The following is a 12,447-nucleotide window of genomic DNA, read 5'->3' as shown; positions in this document are numbered from 1 at the left end:
TGATGATAGAGGATCATCCCTTTGTTATACAAAATAATTCCTTCTAACTTTCGTAAGCCCGGCTCCCCCTCCGCAAGGTTCAAGGCCTCATCCACATCTTTCAAAGCACCGCTGTAATTTCCTATAGCACGAAGCGCTGTTGAATGTCGAATCAAAGCATCAATTCTTTTGGTACGGTCATGGCCCGAATGGAATGTATCTAAAGCCCTCTCAAGCCAGATCAAACCCTCTTGAATATTTCCTTCCATCACTAATATGCTGCCTTTAAGTGATAGAAGAGAGGGGTTTTTGTGAAGAGATGTTTCAGATAAAGTCTCTAACCATTCCCTGAGAATAATAATTTTTCCATCAACCAGCAATTCCGTCCCAACCTCTTCAAGCAACGGTGCGGTCTCAGCCACCCGACCCAGCCGGTGATAAAGCATGTAAATACGCTCCCAGGCACGCTGCCGACGATAGCGCTCCCCCAGACGAGCAATAAGTTTTTCGGCCTCTTCTGGGCGCTCAGCCAAAAGCCGCTGGCGCAGGAAATCTGCAAAGAGGTGGTGATAACGATACCACATGCGCCCCTCTCCCACCGGGGTCAGGAAGAGGTTCGCCCGCACAACCGCTCCGATCAAGGCGTCCCAATCGGCCTGAACTCCCAGGGCCTCACCAATGACCTCTTGGCACTCCGCTGCATCGAATTCTTCCAGTAAGGAAGAGCGGAGCAAAAAATCTCGCAGTTCTGCTGGCTGACGATCTAGCACCTGCGTGGCCAGATAATCATAAAGACCTACCGAAGCAATTCGTCCCCGGCGCAGACGATCCAGAATGCCAATATCCGCAATCTGAGAGGAGAGCAGAAGACCGGTAATCCAGCCCTCCGAAAGGCGAACCAGTTCGTAAGCCAGATGTTCGGGGATTGACTGGTGCAAAGTCTGCTGGAAAAAGGCTTGTACTTCTTGCGGGGTGAAGGCTAGATCCTCGGCTCCCAACCCCCCAACCTGGGAACGCGCCACCATCAGCGGCAGATCAGGCAGGGCAATCAGGGTGCGTGAGGTGAGGATAATATGGCAATTTTCATCACTATCCTGAACCAAACGGTTGATGAAATAAGCAATGGGTTCACTTTCTTCAACCAGGTGGTAATCATCCAGGACAATAACAAAATGCTCATTGATGGCTTCAAACATATCCTGGATGACTGCGCCTACCATGGTATCCAGGTTCAATTCTCCCTGCGCCATGCTCTGCAGCACAGCCCGTGAGCGCTTACCGAACAAGGGAAATTGCATGGTTATTGAAGCAATGAGATGGCTGAGAAAGCGAACTGGCTCGCGATCCAGCGCATCCAGTGCATACCAGCAAAATGGCCACTCGGTGTGATGAGCAAAATCCACCACCAGCGAGGTTTTGCCATACCCTGCGGGCGCGGCAATGATGATCAACTTATAATCCAACAACTCATGGAGGGCGTCAATCAGGCGGGGCCGGGTCAGCAGATCATTACGGCGGCGCGGGACAAAAACCTTGGTTGGCAGGATGGGAACCGGAGCATCCATAGCGAGCCTTAATGAAAATTCAGCGTATAAAGTGCCCGCACTAAATTACAGAGCAAAAGCGGATAAAAGCATCTGTACCATAAATAATAACACAAAACCTCATGGCTGCTTCGCTATGCCCTCGGCCATGAGGTCTACAGTGGGCGCGGAGGGTCTCGAACCCCCGAACCTCACGGATGTGAACCGTGCGCTCTAACCAACTGAGCTACGCGCCCGTCCGTGTGTGATTATAGCAAAACCTCTTAGGTTTGACAAGCGTTTCGCCAAGAAGTCCTTAGATCCCTAATCCACTTGAATACAACTGAAGCAAGTGATTCGGGTAATGGAGAAAAGGATATGCTATAATGAATTTATGACCCAGCAAATACCCCCTTCCTCTCTACAAAGGCCCGAAGCCTCGGCGCGTGAGCGCAAACGTCTAACGGGGCTGATCATTGGAGTCGTTATCCTGCTCATTCTTATTGTTGGCGGAATTGTTCTCCTGGCAATCGCCCCTGCCGAGACAACAGCGCGCGTACGCGATATTTTCATCATTGTGCTAGCACTTGAGTCACTGCTGTTGGGGGTGGCGCTTGTTATCTTGATTGTCCAGCTGGCCGTGTTGATCAACTTACTTCAAAATGAAGTTAAGCCTATCTTGGAAGCGACCCAGGAAACCGTCAACAACTTGCGCGGGACCACAATTTTCCTTTCGAATAACCTGGTTGAGCCAGTGATTAAACTCAACGAGTACCTTGCGGGTTTGAAGAAAATCCTTGACCTTTTACGGCTTGGACGTTAGGATAAACACTTCAGTCTTTTACCAAAGGAGGTAACCATGTCAGAACGAAGCGAATTTGGGGCATTCCTAATCGGCTTTGTGATTGGTGGATTGAGCGGTGCCATTGCAGCCCTGCTCTTGGCACCTCAGTCCGGCGAGGAAACCCGTACCCAGATCAAAGAGAAAGCCATTGAGTTGCGCGATAAGACCACCGAATCAATGGGCGAAGCCTATAGCCAGGCCGAGGCGGCTGCTCAGGAAGCTATTCGCCGGGCAGAAGCCCTATTGGCTAAGGCTAAGGAAACCGCTCAAGAACTTCAACAGCGCGGTCAAAAGCTACTAGAAGAGCAAAAGGCTCACCTCGCAGGGGCGCCAACTGAAAACGAAGCCCCCGCATCAGGAAGCGAAAGCGCTTAATCTTCTGCTTCGAAGGTGCTCAGACTCTACCTGACATGAGTCTGAGCACCTCTGGGACTTGCTCTAAGATGTCCCCCGCCAGAACACTGGCCGCATGGCCCAGCTGACGAGCCGCCAACAAACCGGCTTGTCCGTGAACCCAGGCACCCAGTACAGCCGCATCCAAAGGTGGTACCCGTTGCGCAAGCAATCCCACAACTAACCCCGCCAAGACATCCCCGCTGCCAGCACGCGCCAGTGCCGCATTGGCTACTGGAATGATAAAGGCCTGGCCATCAGGTGCAGCAACCACAGTAAGCGCACCTTTGAGCACAACCACATGTCCCCACTGAGCCGAAAAACGCCTGGCTATCTCCAGACGATTGGCCTGTATCTCTGCGACTGATAAACCAGTTAGCACGCTCATCTCCCCGGGATGAGGGGTCAGAACGCTCAAGGGCGGTAAGGCCGACCACCATTCCGGAAGTTGGGCCAGCAACCGCAAGCCATCTGCATCCACTACGCAGGGAGGTAAAGTAGGCTTTCCAGCATTGACTTCCTTCTCTGGCATCACAAAACCCAATGGATGTCGCTTGAGATGTTCCTCGCTCCGTCCTAACAACCGGGCTAAGAATTCCGCAGTGGTGGCCTCGGTTCCCCAACCGGGACCAAGGAGTAGCGCTGTGACACGCTCCAATGACTCCAACACGACCTCAGCAGCATCACGGTCAATGACCCCTAATTCGCTGGGCAAAAGCACCCACGTGGCTTCAGGTAAGTGCCCGGCCAGGGCCGGATGCAGGCTTCCCGGCAGTGCCACCCGCACCAGCCCGGCCCCAATGCGATACGCGGCTTTTGCCGATAACCACACCGCACCTGTGTAATTGACTGATCCGGCAACAACCATCGCCGTGCCGAAGGTGCCCTTGTGGGCCTGGCGAGGGCGCGCTGGTAGGCGTGAGCGGCAATAACCTGCCTCAGCCACGAACAGGTTCGTGCCTTGCCAGGCCTGCAGGTCCTGCGGCAAGCCCAAGGGAACAATTTCCAATTCTCCTACGTATTCGAAAGCCGGAAAACGCAACAGTCCAATCTTGACGGCCTCCATGCAAACGGTAACCTCAGCCGGAAGGGTGACTTCATCAACCTCCCCGGTATCACAGTCAACACCCGAAGGGCAATCCACCGCTACTACAGGCGGTAGTGAACGACGATCTTTTAGCCCTCCCAGTAACTCCGCCACCTCCCCGCGTAGCGGCAGTTTTACCCCCGTACCAAAGATTCCATCAAGCAAAACATGAGCCTGATCCAACCATTGGTGCAGCTTCTCCCAAGCCGGGTCCTCCGCTAATTGCAAGATGACACCACCCACTGCTTCCAATTCGCCCACTAAAGGATCTTCGATGGGACGCGGACGAACCAGATAAGCCCCGACGCGCCACCCCCATTGTGCCAAATGGGTTAGGGCCACTAGGGTATCCCCACCGTTATTCCCCGAGCCCACCAACCCCAAGGCTACTCTGGGGCCCTCCTCCTGGTAACGGCGTTGAATCACCTTGGCCACCCCCTCGCCAGCGCGCTGCATCATCAGCGCATAGGTCACCCCACGTGCATTAGCCTCCTGCTCGATGGCCCGCATTTCGGCCACACTGACCACACGAACTGCCTCCATGGTTACCTCGCTAGTCAAGTAGTCTTGCTTTGTTTTTCAATTTTATCCCCAAACGCTTCAGACAACCTCTTCCAAACCCTGAAACGGTTATAATCTCTACCATGCGCAGACTTTTGTATGTGACCGTGTTCTTTGCAGGCCTGACCACGCTGGCCCTGGAGATGAGCGCTTCACGACTCCTGGGCAATTATTTTGGCACCAGCAACCTCGTCTGGGCCAGTATCATTGGCCTGATCCTTATTTACCTCACAGCCGGCTACTTCCTGGGCGGTGTCTGGGCCGACCGATCCCCAAAATTTATCACTTTCTACCAGATCTTAATCTGGAGTGCCCTCGCCATTGCCATGATTCCACTGATTGCCCGTCCGGTGCTACGGCTGGCAGCAGATGCCTTTGATGTGCTGGAGTTGGGCGTGCTTTTGGGCTCGTTCGCGGGGGTTATGGTTCTTTTTAGTATTCCGGTCACATTATTGGGTACAGCCTCCCCCTTTGCCATTCGCTTGGCGCTGCATGACTCTCGCCAAGCCGGGAGCATATCCGGAACCATCTATGCGATCTCAACCCTGGGCGCCTTCTTGGGCACATTTCTCCCCCCCTTATGGTGGATCCCCACATTCGGCACCTATCGCACGTTCCTGGTCTGTAGTGCTATCCTGCTTATCACTGGTCTGGTCGGGCTGGGCATTACCAGCGGTTGGCGACGCGTCCTGATTTACGCCTGGACTCCAGCGGTACCGCTCCTGGTGCTTTGGCTAGGCCTCCAGGGCAGCGACAAAACCACCCGCGGATTGATCTACGAAACGGAATCGGCGTATAACTACATTCAGGTTCTTCAAGAAGGAGAATTCCGGTTGCTCCGCTTGAATGAAGGACAGGGTATCCATTCGATCTACCACCCCACCCAACGTTTCTTTGGTGGTCCCTGGGAGCAGGTTCTCATTGCTCCCTTTTTCAACCCACCGCCCGTCACAACCAATGTAGTTACTCGGATCGCAATAGTGGGCTTGGCTGCAGGTACCACCGCGCTACAAGCCACTGAGGTTTATCCTCACGCCCAAATAGACGGTTTTGAGATTGATCCGCGCATTGTCGAAGTGGCCCGTCAGTATTTCGGGATGAACGAGTCTAACCTGAACGTCATTATTCAGGATGGCCGCTGGGGATTGGCCACCAGCCCGCATCATTACCAGATCATCAGCCTGGACGCCTATCGCCCTCCCTATATCCCCTGGCACATGACTACGGTAGAATTTTTCCAGATTGTTTACGATCATCTGACCCCAGAGGGCGTGGCAGTGGTCAACGTAGGACGGGGCCCGCAAGACCGACGCCTGCTCGAACGCCTGAGCAGCACTATGCAGCGTGTTTTTCCCTCCGTTCACGTGGTAGATCTGCCGGGAACCTTCAACAGTTTGCTCTATGCGACCCGACAGCCTACGGATGCAGCAAACTTGTGGGCCAATTATGAGTTCCTGCGCCAGAATCCCCAAACACCCCCACTGCTACTGAAAACGATGGAACTAGCGCTGGCTAACCTGCAACCCACTCCCACGGATGGCCCCATCTTTACGGATGATCTTGCCCCGGTTGAACAAATTACCAACACCATGGTGCTCGACTATCTTCTCTTTAACCCAGGAGGGCCCTAATATGAAAGGGACATCGCGCTGGTTGTTTGGTCTGCTGACCGTTCTGCTTCCTCTTCTGCTAATAACCACGTCCATTCGCGTGCTGCTTACCCCCCTTTATCTTCAAGTGGCCTACCGCCTGCCTGGGTTTCCCCCTGATCCTTTCGGGTTCACTCCAGAAGAGCGCCTTTATTGGGCCAACTATTCGCTCACCTACTTGCTCAATCAGGCCGATATCTCATTTCTTTCCTCGCAAACCCTATCCAACGGGCAGCCGCTCTACAACCCCCGTGAACTGCGCCACATGGTAGATGTTAAGAACCTAGTGCAGTTGATGATCCGTGTCTGGATAGGATTGCTACTCCTTTACCTGCTGCTCGGCCTTTGGGCATGGCGCACCCGACAAAACCGGGCATTTTGGCTCGCCATCTCAAGGGGGGGATGGCTCACAACGGGTTTTGTCCTGCTCATCCTTTTAGGGGTCGCAATCAGTTTCAACTGGCTGTTCACCGCATTTCACCATCTCTTTTTCGAGGGTGATACCTGGCTATTCTATTATTCCGATACCCTTATCCGCCTCTTCCCTCTGCGCTTCTGGCAGGATGCTTTTACCGCCATGGGACTGCTGACCATTGGTATGGCCCTTGTGGCTGCATTGGGCGGCCAGAGATTGGCACAGAGATATTAAGAAAAAGTGGGCGCAGAGCGCTTGCCCTGCGCCCACTCACCAACTCACCTTTTAGCGCACAGCGACCGGATTCTCGCGATCAACTGCCGGGTCAAAAATGTGGAAGTTATCCATGTTGAAGACCACTTGCACCTGGTCGCCCATGCTGAAGCGTGTGCGTGGATCAACTCGGGCAACAAAATTGTGCCGTCCATTGACTAGGTAGAGGAAAATCTCATTTCCCATCAATTCGATCACATCCACCCGTGCCTCAACCGGTTCGGCATGGATACCCGGCGGCGCAAATTGCGGGTTGTGGATATCTTCAGGCCGAATCCCAAAGACAACCTCACGCCCAGCGTAGGGATAATAGGGCTTTGCGCGCTGCTCCGGGATTTTTACCTTGAAGGTATCCACATCCACATAAAGATCATTGCCGTCTTTCCGGATGTGAGCGGGGAAGAAGTTCATGGACGGCGATCCAATGAAACCAGCCACAAACAGATTAGCAGGCCGATCATATAAGTTTTGCGGGGTATCCAGTTGCTGCAGCACCCCTTTGTTCATGACCGCGATGCGAGTGGCCATTGTCATGGCTTCGACCTGATCGTGAGTCACGTAGACAAACGTGGTCTGCAACCGTTGATGCAACTTGCTCAATTCCGCCCGCGTCTGTACGCGTAGCTTGGCATCCAGGTTGGAAAGGGGCTCATCAAACAGAAAGACCTTAGGTTCACGCACAATCGCCCGTCCAACTGCTACACGCTGGCGTTGCCCACCCGAGAGTTCACGGGGTTTGCGTTTCAGCAAGTTCTCGATACCAAGGATTTGCGCTGCTTCCTCGACACGACGCTTGATCTCTTCCTTGGGCACTTTGCGCAATTTGAGACCAAACGCCATATTATCAAAAACAGTCATATGAGGATAAAGCGCGTAGGACTGGAACACCATAGCGATGTCACGATCCTTAGGTGGTACATCATTGACCACAGTATCGCCAATCTTAATGATGCCCTCAGTCACATCCTCCAGGCCGGCCAGACAGCGCAGGGTGGTCGTTTTTCCACAACCCGAAGGGCCAACCAGGACCAGAAACTCGCGGTCTTCGATATGCAAATTGAGGTCGTTGACCGCCACAAAGTCACCAAAGCGCTTGGTGACATGCTCAAAAGTAACGCTCGCCATGAATTCTTCCTCCTTCCGGAAAGAGTATCGTGATTTTATTATAGCCGAACATGGGCATAAGATGTAAATATCTTAATCCACCTTTTTGTAAGCCAAAAACACAGTGGTTGGCCCACAAGGGACCAACCACTGAGATGCTTACGTCACACTCACCTATTCGGGCTGGCTAGGACGCGGATTCTTGGCCCGTTGGCGCACCTGTGGGCGCACCCGACGCCGCCGTTTGGGTGCACTACCCGCCGTTGGGCTCAGGATCAGCGAAAGGCGATTGAGCGCATTCGCATCGTATTCACGATGCCCGCACAAATCGCACACCCAGGCCGGAAAATCCGGTACGGTGATCAAATCATTCCCCAACCAGGTGTAATAGGCCAGGTACTGGCGATGCAATTGTCCCGCCTGACACTCTGGGCAAGGCCGAACAGGGAAGGAAGGAGAAGCGTACATCTTCCTCATTTTCCAACCATTAACGCCTCAGCAATCTTGACCCCCGCACTAGTGCCAAGCCGATTGGCACCCGCCCGCACCATGGCTTGAGCATCTGCCAATGTACGGATGCCGCCTGCCGCCTTGACACCCATGTGCGGTCCAACCACTCTTCGCATTAATTCTACATCTTCCGGCGTCGCTCCGCCAGTGCTAAATCCGGTAGAGGTCTTCACAAAGTCCGCCCTGGCCGCCTTGGCCAACAGACAGGCCAGAACTTTCTCCCCGCGTTCTAGGAGCGCGGTTTCAATAATCACCTTGAGGATTACATTGGAGCGGTGGCAAAGCTCACTCAGAGCACTGAGTTCATCATAAACCGCGGCATATTCCCCTCCCTTGAGCAAGCCCACGGCGATGACGGTATCCACTTCAACTGCGCCCTCTTCAATCACAATTTGGGTCTCTGCCAGTTTGGCGCGCCGACCATTGGCGCCTAAGGGGAATCCTGTCACCGTAGCCACGCGCACACCTGAGCCGGCCAAGGCACGCACCGCACGGGGGACATAAACCGGGTTCACACACACCGCAGCAAATCCATAACGGCGCGCCTCTGCACACAGTTGATCAATCTGAGTCGGAGTGGCTTCGGGTTTTAGGAGGGTGTGATCAATGAGCGCCGTGATCGGCTGTTCTGTCAGCCCGGCGGGTAGCTCAAATGGGGGCGGCTCCTGAGCAAAGTGGCGCGCCTGAGTCACAAGATCATTCAGCGAAAATTCCATTGGGAACTCCACACATAGCTACCTGGCTGCGTTGACAATTGATGAGGGGGTCAACAATTTGATCTCGCTGGGTGGCCAATACACGAGGAGGGCTTTGCCAACGACGTTCTCTATGGGCACGAACCCCCACGAGTGCGAATCGGAGGACTGATTCCGATTGTCACCCAACACAAACAACTGGCCCGGCGGGACATCCCACACCCCGTTGTAACTAGGAGAGGCTGCAACGTAAGGCTCTTCAAGGGCCTGGCCATTGACAAAAACCTTCCCGTCCTTAATCTCAATATGGTCTCCCGGCAAACCAATGACGCGCTTAATATAGTCCTCACGTGGATTCATAGGATAACGGAACACAATCACGTCACCGCGCCGTACTTGGCCGGTACGGTAAGCCACTTTATTGACAATCACAAATTCACCTGGCTTTAGCGTGGGCTGCATACTGATATTCTCGACCCGCACCCGGGCGATAAAGGTATCAATCACAAAATATAACAATAGCGCCAGGACGATCACCTGGAGCGCTTCGGAGAACATTTGTAACCAACCCACCGAATCGCGCCGCGGTAAAGTGGGCTGGGTCATTGTTTCTGAGGAGGGTTTCTCTACCATGGATGTCCTTCACCTGAGCTTACCTGTAAGCTCCTTCGGATTATATGCCACCCCTTCCCTCACGGCAAGGGCCAGAAAAGCGATGGTACCGCCAATACTTTTACCCCTGCTGCAACCGTGTTCCACAGGTGCGGCAGAAACGATCCCCCGCTTGCACTCGACGCCCGCATGAGGGGCAATACAACGCCTGCGAGGGAGTAAGCTCCCTGGGACGCGAGGGGGTGGTGCGCGAGGCATGCCGTGAGCGCCTGGCTGCCATGCCTGGCCGCTGCCGAGTTAGCGTCCACCACCATATTGAACCCGCCAGGATCAAAACGAATCCGACGCTTATGACCATAACCCACGGCAGGGTGTACCAGGAACGCCCCAAGTCCGAAGCTGCCGATTCAATGGGGGCAATCGGCTGCACAGATTGCATGGGGGCACTCAAGCGATCATCGGGTTTTTCATACTGCAGACGCAACACAAACGAAGTGCCCGCCCGAAGTTCTCCTACGGGGTAATGGTAGTACACCAGCCCATCATTGCCCTTGACAGGGCTTGCCGTGCCCGGTGTGAGACTCCAGGCCGTGGCCGTAAGGGGTTGCTGTACCACAATGCTGAGGTCTTTTACCGCATAATCGCCCGGCCAGAGGTATTCATAGGTGCGTTTGGTCCCTTCCTTCTTGAGGCCTGGGTCATAGTATTCTACCTGGAGGACGGGCGCCGGCGTGGTAAAAGTTACCCTCAACCATCCTCCTTCTACCCGGGTCGTATAACTTAGGTTGTATAGCATTCCATCGGTATCTTCATAGGCTACGTTATAAGGAGCCCCGGCCGCGGCAGGAATGCGCAATTCCACCTGGGCCGGTAACTTCACCGTATTCGCCAAAGACATCCGATAAATGACCAGCATCTCTGGGCGGTCGTACTCGGGCCACAAATCAATCTCCAGGGACTCCAAAGCCACTCCCGCCTGAGCCATCACATGCCCCATCCCGAGCCAGAGTCCAACGATCACCAGGATAAACATCACTCCTAAACGCTTGAGCATGCCAGTCCTCCGAATTGGGTAACTGTATGTCCAAATCTTACCACGATTGCCGCGCACCATCCCGCCTGGCATCCTCTTTGCACCTCAATTATGCTCAGAAGATCTGGAAAGAATCAGGTAGCCCCAGGAATACGGTATAATCAAAGCCAAGTTAGGGCTTGTCCCAGGGAGCCAGGTCAAATGGCACGCCGACGTTCAGCCGAAGATCTTTCCGTCGAAGAATTACGCTTGCTTTTGATTGAAAAGCAACGGGCCCGGCGTCAGCGACGTCTCGCGCATTACCGACGCAGTGGCCGTTTGATGCTTATCGAGGACCAGCCCATGGCGGTACCCCTGGAAGACCTGCCCAGCCGTCCCTTGGCAGATGAAGAACGCAGATCGGTGGGAAAATCCCCCCGGCGTTCCTGGCTGGATCGTTTGTTGCTAACCATCGAGATAGTGGCCGTGCTTGGGTTGGCCTTTGTGTTGTTGAACGGCTTCACCCTCATTCGCGACCTCAACCGTGAGGTGGTCTCGCTGATTAACCAACCTACCGCCACCCCCACCCCAGCCATCACGGCCATCGTTTTACCTGGTGGCCACACCCCTCCCAATGCCCCTGGCGGGCCGCGCCCCAACGAAGCCGAAATCCCTGAGCACCTGCGCCCAGTCATGCTGGCCTTGCCCGACTTCCCCACACCCACCCCAAGCCTGGAACAGGCCATCCGCATTCAGATTCCGGCCATTCACGTGGATGCCCCCGTGGTGCAGGGGGATGGCTGGGAACAGTTGAAAAAGGGGGTTGGCCAGCGCCTGGGCACGCCTAACCCCGGCCAGCGCGGCAACATCGTCCTCTCCGCCCACAACGACATCTTTGGCGAAATCTTCCGCGACCTGGATAAACTCAAGCCCGGCGATCAGGTCATCCTCTACAGTAACCAGCGGGCGTATGTCTACATTGTGCAGCAAACTCAAATCGTCGAGCCAACGCGGGTAGAGGTCATGGCCCCCACCCAGGAACCTATTGTTACCCTCATTTCATGTTATCCTTATATGATAGACAACCAGCGCATCGTGGTAACCGCGCGGTTGCAAGAATAAAGTTCATCCTTATCAGGAGAAGACAATGAGCAAGAAACAAAAACGCCGCGTTTCATCTACCAGAACCCCCGTGCCATCTCCCGCCCCTGCACGCCCCACCGAGACTCGCCCCAGCCCCGCGGCTCGTGGAGGCACAAGCAGCACTGAATTCAACCCCGATTACTCCTATGTGATCAAAGACCTCAAGCGCATCGGGACACTGGCCGGCACCTTTTTTGTGATTCTGATCATTCTTGCGTTCATTTTGCGATAAAAGCGCCGATGCTTGAAGGTCAAGGATGAGCGCGTTGCTGGCGCTTTTTCGAACCCAAATTCATTAGGTGCCTCCACCCAACCCGGGAGCTTCGCCCCTTCCATGCCCACAAAAAAATAAATAGGAGCCCGTATCGATCGAGCCACCTGATCAATGGCTTAAAGAGGGGGTCAGAGGAGAAACGCCGAAGAAGATCCGATAACTTTCGAAGCAAGGCATCGGTCTTCTCTAAATTCCCTGCAATATGAAATGCTATCAAAGCATTGACGTACCCCTGCGCTAACGCTTCCTGGATCTCTACCACTTCCCTATGCCGCTGCGCAACCCCTTCCAACTTGGCTAACCCCTCCCCCACCTTCGCTACCTCGCCCGCCTGCGCATACGCCTCCAGCGCATTGACGTACTCCCACGCTAA

Annotated in this window: 14 protein-coding genes and 1 tRNA gene; 6 read left to right on the top strand and 9 right to left on the bottom strand. The window is 54.4% G+C overall.

What is annotated here, in order from left to right; all coding sequences use genetic code 11:
- Positions 1-1,544 (bottom strand): hypothetical protein (locus Q0721_RS05775; protein WP_299026738.1); only part of this gene is annotated, 1,544 nt, incomplete at its 3' end.
- Between the two features lie 140 nt (positions 1,545-1,684).
- Positions 1,685-1,759 (bottom strand) — tRNA-Val (locus Q0721_RS05770).
- Positions 1,760-1,896: 137 nt separating this feature from the next.
- On the opposite strand from Q0721_RS05770, the gene Q0721_RS05765 reads away from it, so the two are divergent.
- Positions 1,897-2,325 (top strand): hypothetical protein, encoded by a 429-nt coding sequence (locus tag Q0721_RS05765; RefSeq protein WP_299026735.1) that lies wholly within the window; start codon positions 1,897-1,899, stop codon positions 2,323-2,325.
- A gap of 36 nt (positions 2,326-2,361) precedes the next feature.
- Positions 2,362-2,721: a YtxH domain-containing protein gene (locus Q0721_RS05760; RefSeq protein WP_299026732.1), complete on the top strand. Its 360-nt coding sequence runs from the start codon at positions 2,362-2,364 to the stop codon at positions 2,719-2,721.
- 19 nt (positions 2,722-2,740) lie between these two features.
- Here the strand turns inward: Q0721_RS05760 and Q0721_RS05755 are convergent, their stop codons facing one another.
- Positions 2,741-4,369 (bottom strand): NAD(P)H-hydrate dehydratase, encoded by a 1,629-nt coding sequence (locus tag Q0721_RS05755; protein ID WP_299026729.1) that lies wholly within the window; start codon positions 4,367-4,369, stop codon positions 2,741-2,743.
- A 101-nt stretch (positions 4,370-4,470) separates the two neighbouring features.
- Here Q0721_RS05755 and Q0721_RS05750 point away from each other — a divergent pair, with 101 nt between their 5' ends.
- Positions 4,471-6,018 carry a fused MFS/spermidine synthase gene (locus Q0721_RS05750; protein ID WP_299026726.1) on the top strand — a complete coding sequence of 516 codons (1,548 nt, stop codon included), beginning with the start codon at positions 4,471-4,473 and terminating at the stop codon, positions 6,016-6,018.
- 1 nt (position 6,019) lies between these two features.
- Positions 6,020-6,685 carry a TIGR01906 family membrane protein gene (locus Q0721_RS05745; protein WP_299026723.1) on the top strand — a complete coding sequence of 222 codons (666 nt, stop codon included), beginning with the start codon at positions 6,020-6,022 and terminating at the stop codon, positions 6,683-6,685.
- Between the two features lie 51 nt (positions 6,686-6,736).
- Here Q0721_RS05745 and ugpC read toward each other — a convergent pair whose 3' ends face one another.
- The 5 genes from ugpC to Q0721_RS05720 form a co-directional block, all read right to left on the bottom strand.
- Positions 6,737-7,849 carry a sn-glycerol-3-phosphate ABC transporter ATP-binding protein UgpC gene (ugpC, locus tag Q0721_RS05740; RefSeq protein WP_299026720.1) on the bottom strand — a complete coding sequence of 371 codons (1,113 nt, stop codon included), beginning with the start codon at positions 7,847-7,849 and terminating at the stop codon, positions 6,737-6,739.
- A 153-nt stretch (positions 7,850-8,002) separates the two neighbouring features.
- Positions 8,003-8,296, bottom strand: a complete 294-nt coding sequence (locus Q0721_RS05735; protein ID WP_299026717.1) for a YgiT-type zinc finger protein — start codon at positions 8,294-8,296, stop codon at positions 8,003-8,005.
- A gap of 5 nt (positions 8,297-8,301) precedes the next feature.
- Entirely contained in the window at positions 8,302-9,054 is a 753-nt protein-coding gene (deoC, locus tag Q0721_RS05730) for a deoxyribose-phosphate aldolase (protein ID WP_299026714.1), read from the bottom strand.
- 18 nt (positions 9,055-9,072) lie between these two features.
- Positions 9,073-9,666, bottom strand: a complete 594-nt coding sequence (lepB, locus tag Q0721_RS05725; protein WP_299026711.1) for a signal peptidase I — start codon at positions 9,664-9,666, stop codon at positions 9,073-9,075.
- Positions 9,667-9,766: 100 nt separating this feature from the next.
- On the bottom strand, positions 9,767-10,699 hold the full coding sequence (locus Q0721_RS05720; RefSeq protein WP_299026708.1) for a zinc ribbon domain-containing protein: 933 nt from the start codon (positions 10,697-10,699) through the stop codon (positions 9,767-9,769).
- Between the two features lie 180 nt (positions 10,700-10,879).
- Here Q0721_RS05720 and Q0721_RS05715 point away from each other — a divergent pair, with 180 nt between their 5' ends.
- Together Q0721_RS05715 and Q0721_RS05710 are read left to right on the top strand one after the other, a co-directional pair.
- A complete protein-coding gene (locus Q0721_RS05715; protein ID WP_299026705.1) occupies positions 10,880-11,779 on the top strand; it encodes a class D sortase in 900 nt (299 codons plus the stop codon).
- A 25-nt stretch (positions 11,780-11,804) separates the two neighbouring features.
- Positions 11,805-12,032 (top strand): hypothetical protein, encoded by a 228-nt coding sequence (locus Q0721_RS05710; protein ID WP_299026703.1) that lies wholly within the window; start codon positions 11,805-11,807, stop codon positions 12,030-12,032.
- Between the two features lie 19 nt (positions 12,033-12,051).
- Here Q0721_RS05710 and Q0721_RS05705 read toward each other — a convergent pair.
- Positions 12,052-12,447 (bottom strand): hypothetical protein (locus Q0721_RS05705; protein WP_299026700.1); only part of this gene is annotated, 396 nt, incomplete at its 5' end.

It is taken from the genome of uncultured Thermanaerothrix sp., from assembly GCF_938028735.1.
GTDB lineage: Bacteria > Chloroflexota > Anaerolineae > Anaerolineales > Anaerolineaceae > Thermanaerothrix.
The sequence above is the reverse complement of the archived record's forward strand: the minus strand, read 5'-3'. Positions and strand labels throughout refer to the sequence as shown.

What these genes read in the sequence shown, in the direction of transcription:
- Q0721_RS05765 (WP_299026735.1), top strand. Translation starts at nt 1,897, where the DNA reads ATGACCCAGCAAATACCCCCTTCCTCTCTACAAAGGCCCGAAGCCTCG.
- Q0721_RS05760 (WP_299026732.1), top strand. Translation starts at nt 2,362, where the DNA reads ATGTCAGAACGAAGCGAATTTGGGGCATTCCTAATCGGCTTTGTGATT.
- Q0721_RS05755 (WP_299026729.1), bottom strand. Translation starts at nt 4,369, where the DNA reads ATGGAGGCAGTTCGTGTGGTCAGTGTGGCCGAAATGCGGGCCATCGAG.
- Q0721_RS05750 (WP_299026726.1), top strand. Translation starts at nt 4,471, where the DNA reads ATGCGCAGACTTTTGTATGTGACCGTGTTCTTTGCAGGCCTGACCACG.
- Q0721_RS05745 (WP_299026723.1), top strand. Translation starts at nt 6,020, where the DNA reads ATGAAAGGGACATCGCGCTGGTTGTTTGGTCTGCTGACCGTTCTGCTT.
- ugpC (WP_299026720.1), bottom strand. Translation starts at nt 7,849, where the DNA reads ATGGCGAGCGTTACTTTTGAGCATGTCACCAAGCGCTTTGGTGACTTT.
- Q0721_RS05735 (WP_299026717.1), bottom strand. Translation starts at nt 8,296, where the DNA reads ATGTACGCTTCTCCTTCCTTCCCTGTTCGGCCTTGCCCAGAGTGTCAG.
- deoC (WP_299026714.1), bottom strand. Translation starts at nt 9,054, where the DNA reads ATGGAATTTTCGCTGAATGATCTTGTGACTCAGGCGCGCCACTTTGCT.
- lepB (WP_299026711.1), bottom strand. Translation starts at nt 9,666, where the DNA reads ATGGTAGAGAAACCCTCCTCAGAAACAATGACCCAGCCCACTTTACCG.
- Q0721_RS05720 (WP_299026708.1), bottom strand. Translation starts at nt 10,699, where the DNA reads ATGCTCAAGCGTTTAGGAGTGATGTTTATCCTGGTGATCGTTGGACTC.
- Q0721_RS05715 (WP_299026705.1), top strand. Translation starts at nt 10,880, where the DNA reads ATGGCACGCCGACGTTCAGCCGAAGATCTTTCCGTCGAAGAATTACGC.
- Q0721_RS05710 (WP_299026703.1), top strand. Translation starts at nt 11,805, where the DNA reads ATGAGCAAGAAACAAAAACGCCGCGTTTCATCTACCAGAACCCCCGTG.